We start from the raw sequence: 15433 nt of genomic DNA, 5'->3' as shown, positions 1-15433 counted from the left end.
ATTTCATCAGAATGGATGGCATGAAAACAGGAGACAGTGAATGAAGTCCGTGCTGCTATATATCGCCGATGATACAGGCTTGGAGGCGCGGCTTCAGGCGGCGCTTGATCTCACCCGTTCGTTGAATGGGCATCTTCATTGTTTGCGGGTGAATCCTTACAATACGCCGCTTGCCTTTGATGGCGTCACCGGCATGTCGGTGATGTACGATGTCAGCGAAATGTCACGGGAACTGAACAAACAACTGCGCGCGAAGATCGAGGGGCATTTGGCCAGTGAAGACGTGTCGTGGGATTACCGCGAAGAAAATATGGATCCGTCTCGGGGTATTTCAAAAAACTCTGCTTTAGCTGATATTATCGTTCTAAGCTCGGCCGGCGGCAACAAGGAAAATGCCTTGCCGCTGGGAATTCTGGGCGATGTTCTGTTCAACGTGACCGCTCCGGTCGTCGTGCAGCCCGATAATGTAAAGAAATTTGATGCCTGCGGTCCGGCTCTGGTCGCATGGAACGGAAGCTTCGAGGCAGGAAATGCCTTGAGAGCAGCGGTGCCGTTGCTGAAGATGGCCAGCGATGTCCATATATTGACGGTCGAGGAAGAGAAAGATCACGATCTGCCGCAACTCGCGGCTTCGGAATATCTTGCCTATCACGGCATCAAATCTGAAGTTCACAGCCCGTCCGAAAGCAAGACTCCGGTCGATGTCACGCTCCTGTCGGAAGCCAAGAATATCCATGCGGAATATTTGGTGATGGGTGCCTATGGGCATAGCAGAGCCAGAGAATTTCTCTTTGGCGGTGTCACCCGCAACCTTTTCAAGGAAAGCCCGATACCGCTTGTCGTGTCTCACTGAATAATCAGGAATGGCATTCCAGCAAGATCAGATTTGCTTATGACTATATCCTTATTTTGTGCAGGCGGCCGATATTCGCTATTGGCGATCGGACATCTAGGGGATAGACACAGCAAGTGCGTGAACCGACGGTCTTTGATGCAAAGCAGCTTTCCTATCTGGAATCCGTTCTATCTGGGCTGCCGCATTGTGTCATGATTGTGGACCGTAATCTGCAGGCGGTTGACTGCAGTGCCGCCGGTTTGGATATTCTGGGTATTTCCAGCCTTGCGGAGCTTCCGCAGGGCGCGCCGGAAACCTGCGTGGTGCCGCACCACCGGGCGTTTTTCACGAAAGCAGCGCAAAGCGCATTTGATGCGCGCCCGGGCGACAATATCGTTCCGTTTGAAGTGCAACTGACCTTGCCGAATGGCCGGTTGATGCTTGCATTGTGTAGTCCGGTGCCTTTGGCCAATCCCGAGGGTGATATTGATGCCGTTCTGATATCCTTTCAGGACATAACCGCGCAAAGAGCCACCGAAGACAAGCTTAATCAGGCCGATTCAATATTGAAATCGATTCTGAAGACCATACCCGACGCAATGGTGGTGATCGATGAGGCTGGTTTGATAAGCTCTTTCAGCGCCACCGCCGAAAAAATGTTCGGATATCGGCATGGCGAAATAATCGGCCAGAATGTAAAGCTGCTGATGCCGGAACCTTTCCGATCCCAGCATGATGGCTATTTGCAGCGTTATATCGAGACCGATGAAAAGCGGATTATCGGCATTGGACGAACGGTTGTCGGATGCAGGAAAGACGGAACCACCTTTCCGCTGCAGCTGGAAGTCGGGGAAGCAAAAATTGGCGACGAGCGATATTTTACCGGCTTCATCATAGATCTGACCGAAAAGAAGCAGACCGAAGCAGAGGTGCAGGCGCTTCAGGCCGATCTCGCCCATGCCTCCCGCCTGAGCGCGGTCGGAACATTGGCCTCTTCGCTCGCTCATGAAATCAACCAGCCGCTGACCGCGATCGCCAATTATCTGTCGGCCGCACGCGATATGGTGGATGGCGACCTGGACGAGAACCGGGAGTTTTTCCGCGAGGCGCTGCAGGAAAGCGTGACCGAAAGCTTGCGGGCAGGAGTCATTATCCGGCGGCTGCGGGAATTTGTATCGCGAGGCGAGATCAACCGGCGGGTTTTGTCCATCGCCCAGGTGGTGGAAGACGCGACGGTCCTGGGGATGATCGGTGCCCAGGAAAAAGGAGTCCAGTTCTCGATCGATATTGCGCCAGATACCAATCACGTGTTTGTCGATCGCGTGCAGATCCAGCAGGTCATGGTCAACCTGATGCGTAACGGTATCGAGGCGATGGCGAATAGCCCCCGGAAGATACTGCATATTGGCGTGACGTCGGTCGATGAAAAGCACGTGGCGATTGCCATTTCGGATAGCGGGTCGGGGATTGACGAGGATATGGTAGACCGGATATTTGATCCCTTTGCCAGCACCAAGGGCGACGGCATGGGTCTTGGTCTTTCGATATGCCGGACGATCATCGAAGCCCATGGCGGAACGATTCAGGCGACACCCAATCCGGATGGGGGAACCATCTTCAGGATAACGTTGGAGAAGGCGGAGCAGGAGCAGGAAATTGACGAGTGAGCGGATAGTCTATGTGGTTGATGATGATGATTCCGTGCGACGATCAGCCGCATTCATGCTGCGGCACGCCGGGTTCAAGGTTCGACCGGTAGAGTCAGGGGTTGAGTTTCTCAAGCTGGCCAAGGACGCTGAACGGGGTTGTGTGCTGCTGGATGTCCGGATGCCGGATATGGACGGTCCCCAGGTACAGCAGCAGATGATCAAGGAAGGCATCGATATGCCGGTGGTGATCCTGACCGGCCATGGCGACGTCGACATCGCGGTTCAGACGATGCGGGCCGGGGCGATCAATTTCCTTGAAAAGCCCTATGAAAAGGAGGCTTTGATCGCCGCTATGGAAGAGGCGTTTCAGCGCCTGGAAAATAGCGATCTCAAGGAAATGGCTGCCTCTGAAGCGGAGGTGAGGCTGGCTTGCCTGACCGGCAGGGAACGGGATGTGCTTGAAGGCCTGATGGCGGGATACCCCAACAAGACAATCGCCTATGATCTCGGCATTTCACCACGGACCGTGGAAATCTATCGCGCCAATATGATGGAAAAATTGCGTGTGCGCAGTCTTGCCGGGGCTTTGCGTATCGGATTCGCGGCGGAAAACGGTGAGGGCTATAACGCTCCGAAAAAATAGCCGGCGCCGGAATATCAGTTTTTCAGGTTCTTCTTGCGCGACAGGCAGGCATGGCATGGCTTGACGCAATGATTGTCGCCATCCTCTTCGTCCAAGGGAATGGAAATGCTGCGGACTTCTCCATCCGCCGTACAAACCGAGAGGGTCATCATCTCCGGCGTGGCTGACAGCGGCATCGTGGCAAGCGGAAGTGCGATTACCGCTATCGCATATTGGCTGAGGCTGGAGCGTCTTATCTTGCCGATCATGATTGATCCCCTTCCTCGTCCCCGTCTCGGTCCTCGTCGAGCAACACACGCTGGGCAGCGCCGTCGAGATCTTCAAATTGGCCATTGCGCATGGCCCAGAAAAAAAAGGCCAGACCACCAAGACCCATCAGCAAGGCGACCGGTATCAGAATTGCCAGACCGCTCATTTAGCAGATCCATTGAGGCGAAGAGCGTTACCGACGACGATCAGCGACGATAGCGACATCGCAATCGCGGCGATCAGCGGCGTGACCATGCCGGTGAGGGCCAGCGGCACGGCGAAAATATTATATCCGATGGCGAGGGCGAAATTCTGGTGGACGATCTGCATGGTCCGACGAGCGACCCTTACCGAAAGTGCGACCGGCATCAGGGACTCGCTGGTAAAGACTGCATCGGCAGCCTGCTGGCCGACATCGCTGGCGGTGCCGGGGGCGATGGAAACATGGGCCGCAGCGAGGGCAGGGCCGTCGTTCAGGCCGTCACCAACCATCAGCACCTTGTGTCCGTCGTCGGTCAGGCGGGCAATGGCTTCTACCTTGTCCTGTGGCGAGGCACCGGCCTGGGCGGATAGACCCAGGGCGCGGGAGACAAGAGAAACAGACTGTCGATTGTCACCGGAAATAATCGCGGCCGGCAATCCCAGCGCCTGCAATTCTGCAATAGCCTCTGGTGTTTCCGGCCGGATTTCGTCCTGCAGCTGGAGTATGACGGAATCGGTTCCGATGCTTAGCTGGCTGGACAGGTGATCGCCGGATTTTTCGGGCTTGCCGAGCGTCACTTCTACGCCACCCCAGTTGGCAGTCATGCCCTTGCCGGGCAATTCCTGGATATCGTCCAGCACGGCCGGTTCAATGCCCAGAGCGAGCAAACCCGCGCGAATGGCCTTGCTTATCGGGTGGCGGCTGGCCTGGGACAGCGCCAGGGCGACCTGCTTTTGGGTGAGGCCAAGATCATCCAGGTTGACCGGACTGGGACGGCCCAGCGTAAGCGTACCGGTTTTGTCAAAAAGAACATAGTCCGCTTCCGCGAGACGTTCCAGAGCGCTGCCGTCCTTGACCATCACTCCTTTGCGCAGCAACGCGCCGGAAGCCACGACCTGGGCCGCCGGCACCGCAAGCCCGAGAGCACAAGGACAGGTGATGATGAGCACTGCGACCGAAATCAGCAATGATTGGTGCCAGCCCGCGCCGGCAAACATCCAGAATATGAAGGCGAGGAGAGCGAGGCTATGAACCGCGGGGGCATAAAAGCGGGCTGCGCGATCCGCGATGCGGACATAGAAAGAACGCCTCTGTCCCGCTTCGTCCATCAGCCGCGCGATGTCCGAGACACTGGTATCCTCCCCGGTTGCTGTGATCTCTATTGTGACGGGCGATGACAGGTTGAGCGTGCCGGCTAGGGCAAGATCGCCTTTTTCGAGGGGTTGCGGCTCGCTTTCGCCGGTCATCAGCGAGCAGTCGAAACTGCTCGAGCCCGATAGGATCACGCCATCCGCCGCCAGGCTTTCGCCGGCAGCAACCATCATCTGCATCCCGGGCAGCAGATCCTTGGCAGCCACCCAGCGGGTCTTGCCGTCATCGTCCAGCACCATCGCACCGGGCGCGGTTTGCTTGAGCAGCGCGCTAATGCCTTCCCGTGCCCGGTCCCGCATCATTCCGTCCAGCACTCGCCCTGCGAGCAGGAAGAACAATAGCATCACTGCACCGTCGAAATAGGCATGTGTACCGCCTGTCGCCGTTTCGTAGATGCTGAGGCCGGTCGCCAGCAATATGCCGATCGAAATGGGCACATCCATATTGGTCCGTCCATAGCGGAGCGCCATAGCCGCCGAGGCAAAAAATGGGCGTCCCGAATAAGCGATCACGGGAATGGCAATGAGTGCGGAAATCCAGTGGAAAAGGTCACGGGTCACTCCGGTTGCACCGGACCAGACACTGACCGACAGCAGCATGATATTCATCATCCCGAAACCGGCCACGGCGAGCGCGCGGATCAGCTTGTCGGTGCTGCCTTTCTCTTCGGATAGCGGATTGTCGGCAAGCACCTGGGCTTCGAAGCCCAGAGCCTCGATCTTGCGCCTGAGCTGGTCATCATCCAGTTCCGGAAGATGCGAAATGGCTACCTGCTTGGTCGAGAAATTGACCCGCGAGGACAGAATGCCGGGCGTGTCTTTGAGGCCATTTTCAATCTTCGCAATACAACCGGCGCAGCGAATGGCCGGAACGGCAAAACGCGAAACAACCGTCTTCGACCGGTCGCTGCTGATAGGCGCGATGGCATTCACCAGATATCCCGAACCACGCGCATGCTCTTGTCACCCTGAGTGATGATGATTTTCAGTTTCCAACGGCCCTCGGGCAATGTCCGGGTGCTATGATATTCACCCGTTTCTGCCTGGACGAAGTTGAGCTCGAACGGATCAGATTGACCGATAGGGTGTTCCGCGACGGCGGTCATCGACATATCGTTTAACGGGAGGCCATCCTTGGTCGTAATGGCAATACTGGCCTTGCCAGATTTCCGAAGCGCGGGTGAAATGGTCCAGCCATAGGCTTTTTGATCACGCGCCTGTTTCAGCCATTCATTATATTTCTGGCTTGCGACATAACTATTGTCGACCACCGTGCCGCTGAATGTCGAAAGCGCGAACCGCGCCATGATCATATTCACCGTGATAACGACCGCAAAAAACGAAACGATTATGATCGTGGCATGATAACCGGTGAATTTCTTCACTTCGTCGGAACTCTTGCTCATTCACCTGTCTCCGGTCGTTCAAAGAATATCTCGTCGATATCGGTGGCCTCGGCATCGTCAACTGCGGTAACCGTAAAGGCGAAGTCCTCGCGGACAGGTCCTTCTCCGGGTGCCGCAACATAGAGGCGCAGTCGGGATACACTATCGGCGGGGACTTTGGTGACCAGGGTCTGTCCTGCGGATTCGCGCGAGCCGTTATTGGACCACATCACTCCGCCTTTAAGTTCCGTCATGCCGATCGTCATTTCGCGTGGCCGGTTTTCCATATTGCGCAGGTTGATCGTGTAGCTGTTGCGGACGTGTCCGTCGGCGAGCTGTACATAGACCGGGTTGCGGTCCTTGTTGGCACTGATGTCGATGCGCGTCCGATTGCCAACCGCAAACAGCATTGCCAGGCCAATTGCTACCCAGATCGAGAAATAGGCGATCGTACGAGGACGAAATAGCGTTTTCAGAACAGGATTATGTGGCTTGCCGGCTTTTTCCAGATCGGCATCTTCCAGTGTCGCATAGTCGATCAGCCCGCGGGGACGTCCAACCTGATCCATCACCTTGTCGCAGGCATCGATGCAAAGAGCGCAGGTGATGCAGCCGATTTGCGGTCCTTCGCGAATGTCGATCCCGGTCGGGCAAACCGCGACGCATTGATTGCAATCGATGCAGTCGCCAAAGCTGCCCGGATTGGCCTCCGCTTTTTTCACGCTGCCACGCGGTTCTCCGCGCCAGTCCTTATAGGTGACAGTCAGCGACTTTTCATCCATCATTGCGGACTGGATACGGGGCCAGGGACACATATAGATGCACACCTGTTCGCGCATGAAACCGCCCAGTATGAAGGTGGTCATCGTCAATACGCCGACCGTCGCATATGCGACAAAGGCGGCTTGACCGGTCCAGAAGTCGACCACCAAAGTGGGGGCGTCGGCGAAATACATGATCCACGCGCCGCCGGTCCAGAAGCCGATGAACAGCCAGATCGACCATTTCAGCAGACGCTTGCCGATCTTTTTTGGTCCCCAGGGGGCATCCTGCAAGCGGAACTGCGCATTGCGGTCGCCATCGATCGCCCGCTCGACATGCTGGAACAGGTCGGTCCACACGGTTTGCGGGCAGGAATAGCCGCACCATGCCCGGCCGACAGCAGAGGTAACAAGGAACAGCCCGATTCCGGCCATGACCAGCATACCGGCGACATAATAAAATTCATGCGGCCAGATTTCGATGCCGAACATGTAAAAGCGCCGGTGGGCGAGGTCTATCAGGACCGCCTGATCAGGCGCATAGGGACCACGATCCCACCGGATCCACGGGGTGATATAATATATGGCGAGCGTGATCGCCATAATCGCCCATTTCAGCCGGCGGAATGTGCCGTTGACAGCCTTTGGAAAGACATCCTTGCGCGCCGCGTAAAGCTTCAGATCGGGATCCAGGACATTCTCAGGATTGTTCATCATCCCCGCTCTCAGTTTTTACCTCAGCCGTTGTTTCAGCGGCCGGAAGCTTTTCACCGCCACCCAGAGAATGCACGTAGGCAGCGAGCATGCGGATCGTCGCGGGATCGAGCCTCTGACCCCAGCGCGGCATCACACCAAAGCGTGCGTTGGTGATCGTATCGGTCAGTGATGCACGGTCGAGGCCGTAAAGGCTGATCGCATCGGTGAGATTGGGCGCACCCTGAGTGCGGTCACCGGTGCCATCGGCTCCGTGGCAGACCGCGCAATTGGCTTCGAACAAGGTGGCTCCGCGCGTGGATGCGGCGCTTTCCTTTTCACGACCGGACAAAACCCGTACATAGGAGACGAGATCCTGAATCTCTTTCGATTGCAATATGCCATCCCTGCCGAAAGCCGGCATTTGCGAGAAACGGGTCTGGTCATGGTCGGGATTGCGGATGCCATGGGTCAGCGTATATTCAATCGTTTCGAGATCGCCGCCCCAAAGCCAGTCATCATCGTTGAGATTGGGATAGCCCTTGGAACCGGCTGCACCGAATCCGTGACATTGCACGCAATGGACCTTGAAGGCTGATCTTCCGCCTTCAATGGCCTGTTGCATAAGGTCCGGATTGTTTTCGAGGGAGCGCATATCGGTCGACACCAGCGCCTGTCGAATAGGCTCCAGTTCCATTTGTCGTGCGGCCATTTGCTGTTCGAGCTGCCCCCGGCTGCTCCAGCCCAATACGCCTTCCGTGGCGGAATGTACCATCGGCCAGGCTGGATAGAGAATCACATATCCGATGGCCCAGACAATGGTCGCATAGAGCGTCCATAGCCACCAGCGTGGCATGGGTGTATCGAGTTCTTCGATACCATCCCACTCATGGCCAACGGTTTCTGTTCCTGTCGGTTCGTCAATGCGCTTCTTATTTGTCATCATTGCCACCTTCTTCATGGCTATCATCAAAGATCAAATTGGCGGCGTCCTTATGGTGCCGGCTGGCGTTCGGGCGGAATGTCCATCCGATAAAGGTCAGGAACACGAGGCCCATGAATATCAGACCCCAGCTATCAGCAAAATGCCGCATGGCATCATAGCTCATCTCGGCTGCTCCTGTGCTTCTCCACTTTCAAAGTCGACCAGCGTGCCCAACATCTGGAGATAGGCGATCACGGCGTCCATCTCGCTCAGCTTGTTCGGATTGCCGTCGAAATCACGTATCTGTACCTTGGGATAGCGTTTTTCGAGATCGCTGGAATTGGCCATCGGGTCGGCCTGTATCGCCAAATCCTCATTGGCTTTTGCAATGTCATCTTCGCTGTAAGGAACGCCCACCCGGGTCATGGTTCTGAGGTGAGCAGCCATATCGCCCGGATCAAGCTTCTTTTCGGCCAGAAAGGCATAAGGCGGCATGATCGATTCCGGCACCACGGCGCGCGGGTCGGTCAGATGCTGGACATGCCACTCATCGGAATAGCGTCCGCCCACCCGTGCCAGATCCGGTCCGGTGCGTTTCGAGCCCCACTGGAACGGATGATCATACATCGATTCCGCGGCCAGCGAATAATGGCCATAGCGTTCGACTTCGTCGCGGAAAGGCCGGATCATCTGGCTGTGGCAGGTATAGCAGCCTTCGCGAACATAGATATTGCGTCCGGCCAGTTCGAGCGGCGTATAGGGCCGCACCCCTTCCACTTCCTCGACCGTATTGTCGATCCAGAACAGAGGGGCAATCTCGACAATTCCACCGATGGCCACGGCGATAAAGGCAAAGACGGCCAGCAAGGTTATGTTGCGTTCAAGCTTTTTGTGGTGATGTGCAAGTTTTGACATATTCCGCCCCCTATTCCGCTGGCTCGGCGACGATCGGCCGGTCTGTTTCGACATTATGCGGAGTCTCGGTCATCGGCTTCTCCGCCCGTTCGTGACCGGCAATGGTCATCCAGACGTTGTAAACCATGACTGCGCCTCCCGCGAGGTAGAGCAATCCGCCAGCGGCACGGATCAGATAAAGCGGCTCCATGGCGGAAACGACTTCGCTGAACGCATAGACGAGATAGCCATCATCACCATATTCGCGCCACATCAGGCCCTGCATGATACCGGCAACCCACAAGGCAGCGGCGTAAAGCACGATGCCGATCGTCGCGAGCCAGAAATGCCAGTTCACCATGCGCAACGAATAGAGCCGATGCTTGTCCCAAAGTCGCGGAACCAGATAATAGATGGCTGCAAATGTGATCATGCCGTTCCAGCCGAGCGCACCGGCGTGGACGTGTCCGATTGTCCATTCGGTGTAATGGGAAAGGCTGTTAACGGCCTTGATCGACAGCATCGGACCTTCAAAGGTTGCCATGCCGTAGAAAGCAAGGGCAAGCACCATCATCCGGATGATCGGATCGGTGCGGATCTTGTCCCATGCGCCGTTGAGCGTCATCAGGCCGTTGATCATCCCGCCCCAGCTTGGCATCCACAGGACAATCGAGAAGACCATGCCGAGCGTCTGCGCCCAGTCGGGCAGCGCCGTATAATGCAGATGGTGTGGGCCCGCCCAGATGTAGAGAAAAATCAGCGACCAGAAATGGATGATCGATAGCCGATAGGAATAGATCGGCCGCTCCGCCTGTTTGGGCACGAAATAATACATCATCGCGAGGAATGGTACGGTCAGGAAGAACGCCACTGCATTATGTCCGTACCACCATTGAGTCAGGGCATCCTGCACGCCGGAAAAGGCGCTGTAGCTTTTTGCGCCCAACAGGCTGACCGGCACCGACAGGCCGTTAACGACATGCAGCATCGCAATGGTCAGAATGAAACTCAAATAGAACCAGTTTGCGACGTAAATATGCGGTTCGGTCCGTTTCACCAGCGTGCCGATGAATACCACGGCATACACGATCCACACGATTGTCAGCCACAGATCAACATACCATTCCGGTTCGGCATATTCCTTGGATTGGGTGATACCAAGCAGATAGCCGGTGGCAGCCAATACAATGAACAGCTGATAACCCCAGAAAACGAAACGGGCGAGGCGGGGGAAGGCCAGCCTCGCCCTGCAGGTGCGCTGCACGACATAAAAAGACGTCGCGATCAGCGCATTGCCTCCGAAAGCAAAAATGACGGCAGACGTATGCAGCGGCCGCAACCGTCCGAACGTCGTATATTCGAGGCCCAGATTGAGGGCAGGAAAGACCAGCTGAAGGGCAATATAAAGACCTACCGCAAAGCCGGCGATACCCCAGAAAATTGTCGCGATCACACCCCAGCGGATCGGATCGTCGTCATATTTTCCGGGATCGGCAGGTGCTTTCAATATTCCGCGACCGATGGCAGCATAATCGGCCTTGCTCACGGTAACCCAGAGCGCGATCAGGCAGGTAAGCATGATGATTGCCATATGGATGGCGAAGCCGCCGTCCACAGCCAATACCATCGCAATGAATGCCAGAAACACGAGCGCCAGCCATCCGCCAGCCTTCAGCAGTAAATTGTCCATAACGTCCTTCCCCGTTTTGTCGGACCCGCGCTATCAGCAAGCAGAATGAGTCAATATACGTAGTCCTACATAGGCCTTATACTATTATGCATCTTGTACCGTGTCGACGATGATATTGGCCCACACGGGCAGATGGTCGGATGCCTTGCGCGCGGTGGGGCTGTCATGGACGCCCGCACTAGATGACCGGATGCTGCTTGAATGCATGATCCGGTCCAGGGTGGCTATCGGATTGCGGGAATGAAAGCTGCGGCCGCAGTCCACGATTTCAAATGCCCGTGTAAAATCCTTCAGACAGCCGCGGGCGGCGCTCCATTCATTAAGATCACCCATCAGCACGACCGGGACGTCTTGCTCTTTGTCTTGCGCCAGTTTCACGATTGCCGCCGCCTGTCGTCTGCGCCACAGACCCGACAGGTCGAGGTGCATACCAAAAACGGCCAGCGGTTGGCCATTAATTTGAAAATGGGCCATGATCGCGCCGCGTGGTTCGAGGCAGGGGATGTGCATGATGTCATGTCCCAGCACCTCCACCGATTTTTTGACCAGTATCGCATTGCCGTGCCAGCCCATGGAATCGATCTGCACGTCCAGCGGGATCGCACGATAGTCGCTCTGCATTTCCAGCAGTTTCTCGGGAATTGCAGCAGCGCGTGCCCCGAAGCGACGGTCTGCCTCCTGCAGAGCAATGACATCGGCATCGATTTCATTCAGGACATCGATGATCCGACCGGGATTGCGTCGTCGATCCGTACCAATGGCTTTGTGAATATTGTAACTGGCGACCTTGATCATCAGGATTTTTGTCCGCTCAGAAAGGATTGAGGCCATAGCCCTGTTGTTGCAGCAAGGCATGGGCGGTCATCGCGGAAAGGGACATTTTGACCCCGGGAAGAAGATCAGCATTGGTAATGCCATGCGCCGCAGCGCTTTGGCCGCAAAGATAAAATGTGACACCATGTTGCTGCAATTGTGCAATCGCGGCAGCGCTGGCGTTTTCCCTACCGTCTTTGTGCGCCGCGAAAAATTCCTGATTGGTCAGGTCGAACGAGGCACCGCCATGGACAACAATGGCAAGCTCGACATTTTCCGCTTTTACCCCGGCTTTGACCTGCATGTTGATAAAACGCGCAGCGCTTTCGATGGTGCGGTTGATCTTGTCTGGCTCTGCCTCTTTATTGGCGTCGAAAGCGATTTTGAACGTCGCGTCAGCCGCCACCGGTTCGTCCTGCTGGACCGGCGCGGTGGGGCCGAAATCTTCAAAAACCGGCCCGGTTGTGAAGTTTTCCATCTGAGCCGAGGCGGGTTGGGTGAGAGCCAGGAGAGGGAGCAATAACAGGAGGCGGGGGTTTTGCATTTTTGTTCCAATTCTGTTTGATATGGGCGCTAATCCTGACAGTGCTTCAGTAGCCAATTGCCTGACCGTCTTTGCGCATTTCGGTGGCACCGGTGTAGACGCCGGTTTCTGCGTCGCGGCTAATCGCCTGATAGCCGCCGAACATCGCGCCATTGCTTATGATTTCGACCTTATGTCCCATCGCTTTGAGGCGTTCAATGGTTTCGGTCGATATGCCGGGTTCAACATTGAGTACGCCCAAAGGATCGACACCGGTCCCGGCCAGATCGTCGGTCGGCTGGCGGCCACCGTCATGGTTTAGTCGCGCCGCGTCGCCGGATTCCTGCAGGTTCATGCCATAATCGACCATGTTGATCATCACCTGGACATGGCCCTGTGGCTGCATGCCACCACCCATCAGGCCAAAGGACATGAACGGTTTGCCGTCCTTCTTCATGAAGGCGGGAATGATCGTCTGGAAGGGGCGCTTGCCGGGCGCATAGACATTGGGATGGTCGGGATCGAGCGAATAGAGTTCGCCACGATCCTGAAACATGAAGCCGAGCCCATCGGCGACCAGACCGCTGCCCATGCCGCGATAGTTGGACTGGATCAGCGACACCATCATGCCATCCTTGTCGGCGACGGTCAGATAGGTCGTATCGCCTTCGCCTTCCAGCTTCGGCTCGCCCGGGCCGAATTCCGGGGTGGCTTGGGCCGGATCGATCAAAGCGAAACGCTCCTTGCCATAATCATCGGACAGCAGCCAATCCAGCGGGGCAGGGGAGACATCCGGATCGGCATAAAAACGGGCGACATCTTCAAAGGCCAGACGTTTGGCCTCGGTAATATAATGGAGCACCTCGGCACTGCCACGCGGCCATTGCGTCAGGTCGACATTTTTGAGGATATTCGCCATTTGCAGTGCTGCAAAACCCTGTGAATTTGGTGGCAACTCGCATAGTTCGTAACCCTTGCGATAGGCGACGCAGCCCGGTTCTACCCATTTGCTGCTGTGAGCGGCGAAATCTTCGTAGCGCAGATTGCCGCCAATCCGTTTGAAATAGCTGTCGATGGTTTTCGCGATGTCGCCTTTGTAAAAGGCATCGCGGCCACCGGTGGCTATCTTGCCGAGCGTGTTGGCGAGATCAGGATTTTTGAAAATCTCGCCCGCCTTGGGCGCGCCGTTTTTGAAATAGGTATTCCGCGCATTGTCGAAATTTCCAATCATATCCAGGCTTTGCTCGAATCTCTTGAGATTGCTGTCGAGATAATAGCCGATTACCGGCGCGACCGGATGACCGTCCTTGGCATAGGCAATGGTTGGCGCAAGGATATCCGCCATGCTCAGCTTCCCGAACTTTCCGTGCATCTCGAACCATGCATCGACGGTGCCGGGAACGGTAATCGGCATCGGGCCGAAAGGCGGGATCGTCTTGCTGCCCTTGAGCTGCTGGATGAACTGCTTGTAGCTGGTTCCCATTGGGCTTTTGCCTGATCCGTTCAGGCCATAGAGCTTCTGCGTCTTCGGATCCCAAATGATCGCGAACAGATCTCCGCCAATGCCGTTGCCGGTCGGCTCCATTAGGCCGAGTGCCGCGTTGGCCGCAATCGCGGCGTCGACCGCGGTGCCCCCTTTTTTGAGAATATCGATCGCGATCTGGCTGGCCAGCGGATGGGCGGTCGCCGCCATGCCATGCTGGGCATGCACCGGACTGCGCGACCAGGCCTCGCCCACCGGTCGCCCGCCAGCGCCGATTCCGAAGGATGGTTGGTCCGGCGTGGCTTTTTCCTGTGCATGGACAGGAGGCAGAGCCAGTGCGGTCAAGGCGAAGGTAGAAACAAGTAGATTGCGCATAAGATCATCCGTCTCGAAGGGGCTGGTTCCCCGCTCGGTGCGAGGCCAGTGATAGGCTCACTCTAACCAGTCTGCCTCTCGCATCAAGTAGGAACGATAATAGCCTACCGGTTTACACTCCCGCTGATGGACTCTGGTGGAAATTGAGCCTGATTATATGGAATTGCAATGGTACGGATTGAGTGATAAATTCCTTGAGGTTGTAAATTTGCAGGACACTCTTGCTATGCGATACGGTCATCTGGTTTTCTGTTTGGCTTTACTTCCGCAAAATGCTTGCGCTCAGGAGAAACCGTCGGGAGATGCGGCGACCATGGTCGAGTCAGTTCCGGACGAAGAAATTTTCATCGCTGCCGGATTTGAACAAACGGACGGAGCTTGGAGCAAGTGCGGAGATCCCGGTACATTGAGCTATGAATCCGGCACTATAATGCAGCGTGGCGACTTCAACAATGACGGGTCTCCCGATGCTCTGGTCACGGAAGGCGGGACTTACTGCTTCGGAATGGCTGGCACCGGTTACACTCTGGTAAGTCGGAAACCGGATGGAAACTGGATGATGATGGACGAGCGCATCGGAATACCCCGGTTTTTATCGACAAAAGGTTCCGAGGGTTGGCCTGACATAGAGGTAGGAGGGCCGGGGTTCTGTTTCCCCGTTATTCGCTGGAACGGGCAAGAATATGCTTTGAACCGGAAGGAATATGAAGGCAGGCCCTGCGGAAATTAAAGCTAGCCATCGGTTTGTTCTCCATCCGGTTATAGCCTTCGATCCCCTGACTGTCGAAGTCCGTTCTTGGGGGATGGTCTGAACTGGATGTTTGGGCCACCTCCTTGCGGGCCGCGACCATCGCCGTGCACGGATTAACGTCATTAATTTTCGCATTAAACGCGGCCTTGGCGAACAAGTCATACAGCGCGATGAATCAGGTATAGCAATTTCGAGCGGAAACCCTTTCCCAAATTCACAACGCTTGACATAATTGCAAAAACACCTATGTTGCATCGCAGCAAAGGCGGCAGTGTATATTGACCGTCTGGCGAGAGTTCTGCGTGAGAGGTGACAAGATCATCTCGAACCTATCGCCTTCATTGCTTCTTTCTTTCCGGCAGCCTGATCACGCGGGTCGTCTTAACAGACGGCGAACACGCGTATAGCTTC

Annotated in this window: 16 protein-coding genes; 4 read left to right on the top strand and 12 right to left on the bottom strand. The window is 56.0% G+C overall.

Annotated elements, in window-relative coordinates:
- The first annotated feature begins 40 nt into the window (after positions 1-40).
- The 3 genes from ACN0VD_RS10330 (at position 41) to ACN0VD_RS10320 (ending at position 3127) form a co-directional block, all read left to right on the top strand.
- A complete protein-coding gene (locus ACN0VD_RS10330) occupies positions 41-853 on the top strand; it encodes a universal stress protein (protein ID WP_417593905.1) in 813 nt (270 codons plus the stop codon).
- Positions 854-969: 116 nt separating this feature from the next.
- Positions 970-2502 (top strand): PAS domain S-box protein, encoded by a 1533-nt coding sequence (locus ACN0VD_RS10325; RefSeq protein WP_417593903.1) that lies wholly within the window; start codon positions 970-972, stop codon positions 2500-2502.
- Positions 2492-3127, top strand: a complete 636-nt coding sequence (locus tag ACN0VD_RS10320) for a response regulator transcription factor (protein ID WP_417593901.1) — start codon at positions 2492-2494, stop codon at positions 3125-3127. The genes ACN0VD_RS10325 and ACN0VD_RS10320 overlap by 11 nt, the downstream gene beginning before the upstream one ends.
- Positions 3128-3141: 14 nt before the next feature.
- On the opposite strand, the gene ACN0VD_RS10315 is transcribed toward ACN0VD_RS10320, so the two are convergent.
- The 12 genes from ACN0VD_RS10315 to ggt all read right to left on the bottom strand — a co-directional run bounded on the left by ACN0VD_RS10315 (position 3142) and on the right by ggt (position 14271).
- A complete protein-coding gene (locus ACN0VD_RS10315; RefSeq protein WP_417593900.1) occupies positions 3142-3375 on the bottom strand; it encodes a hypothetical protein in 234 nt (77 codons plus the stop codon).
- A complete protein-coding gene (gene ccoS, locus ACN0VD_RS10310) occupies positions 3372-3542 on the bottom strand; it encodes a cbb3-type cytochrome oxidase assembly protein CcoS (protein ID WP_417593898.1) in 171 nt (56 codons plus the stop codon). The genes ACN0VD_RS10315 and ccoS overlap by 4 nt, the downstream gene beginning before the upstream one ends.
- Positions 3539-5662, bottom strand: a complete 2124-nt coding sequence (locus ACN0VD_RS10305; RefSeq protein WP_417593896.1) for a heavy metal translocating P-type ATPase — start codon at positions 5660-5662, stop codon at positions 3539-3541. The genes ccoS and ACN0VD_RS10305 overlap by 4 nt, the downstream gene beginning before the upstream one ends.
- Positions 5659-6135: a FixH family protein gene (locus ACN0VD_RS10300; protein WP_417593894.1), complete on the bottom strand. Its 477-nt coding sequence runs from the start codon at positions 6133-6135 to the stop codon at positions 5659-5661. Before ACN0VD_RS10300 ends, ACN0VD_RS10305 begins: the two co-directional genes overlap by 4 nt.
- The gene (gene ccoG / locus ACN0VD_RS10295) at positions 6132-7589 is read right to left on the bottom strand and encodes a cytochrome c oxidase accessory protein CcoG (RefSeq protein WP_417594116.1); all 1458 of its coding nucleotides are present in this window, start codon (positions 7587-7589) and stop codon (positions 6132-6134) included. Before ccoG ends, ACN0VD_RS10300 begins: the two co-directional genes overlap by 4 nt.
- Entirely contained in the window at positions 7576-8511 is a 936-nt protein-coding gene (ccoP, locus tag ACN0VD_RS10290; RefSeq protein ID WP_417594114.1) for a cytochrome-c oxidase, cbb3-type subunit III, read from the bottom strand. The genes ccoG and ccoP overlap by 14 nt, the downstream gene beginning before the upstream one ends.
- Positions 8501-8677, bottom strand: coding sequence for a cbb3-type cytochrome c oxidase subunit 3 (locus ACN0VD_RS10285; protein ID WP_417593892.1), 177 nt, complete (start codon positions 8675-8677; stop codon positions 8501-8503). Before ACN0VD_RS10285 ends, ccoP begins: the two co-directional genes overlap by 11 nt.
- Entirely contained in the window at positions 8674-9408 is a 735-nt protein-coding gene (gene ccoO / locus ACN0VD_RS10280; RefSeq protein ID WP_417593890.1) for a cytochrome-c oxidase, cbb3-type subunit II, read from the bottom strand. Before ccoO ends, ACN0VD_RS10285 begins: the two co-directional genes overlap by 4 nt.
- A 10-nt stretch (positions 9409-9418) precedes the next feature.
- Positions 9419-11077 (bottom strand): cytochrome-c oxidase, cbb3-type subunit I, encoded by a 1659-nt coding sequence (gene ccoN, locus ACN0VD_RS10275; RefSeq protein WP_417593888.1) that lies wholly within the window; start codon positions 11075-11077, stop codon positions 9419-9421.
- Positions 11078-11161: 84 nt separating this feature from the next.
- The gene (locus tag ACN0VD_RS10270; RefSeq protein WP_417593886.1) at positions 11162-11908 is read right to left on the bottom strand and encodes an endonuclease/exonuclease/phosphatase family protein; all 747 of its coding nucleotides are present in this window, start codon (positions 11906-11908) and stop codon (positions 11162-11164) included.
- On the bottom strand, positions 11889-12434 hold the full coding sequence (locus ACN0VD_RS10265; RefSeq protein WP_417593884.1) for a DsrE family protein: 546 nt from the start codon (positions 12432-12434) through the stop codon (positions 11889-11891). Before ACN0VD_RS10265 ends, ACN0VD_RS10270 begins: the two co-directional genes overlap by 20 nt.
- Before the next feature lie 46 nt (positions 12435-12480).
- Positions 12481-14271 carry a gamma-glutamyltransferase gene (gene ggt / locus ACN0VD_RS10260; protein WP_417593882.1) on the bottom strand — a complete coding sequence of 597 codons (1791 nt, stop codon included), beginning with the start codon at positions 14269-14271 and terminating at the stop codon, positions 12481-12483.
- Positions 14272-14407: 136 nt separating this feature from the next.
- Here ggt and ACN0VD_RS10255 point away from each other — a divergent pair, with 136 nt between their 5' ends.
- The gene (locus ACN0VD_RS10255; RefSeq protein WP_417593880.1) at positions 14408-15001 is read left to right on the top strand and encodes a hypothetical protein; all 594 of its coding nucleotides are present in this window, start codon (positions 14408-14410) and stop codon (positions 14999-15001) included.
- Positions 15002-15433: the final 432 nt, after the last annotated feature.

This window comes from Parasphingorhabdus sp. (genome assembly GCF_048267785.1).
In the GTDB taxonomy this organism is placed as follows: domain Bacteria; phylum Pseudomonadota; class Alphaproteobacteria; order Sphingomonadales; family Sphingomonadaceae; genus Parasphingorhabdus.
The sequence above is the reverse complement of the archived record's forward strand: the minus strand, read 5'-3'. Positions and strand labels throughout refer to the sequence as shown.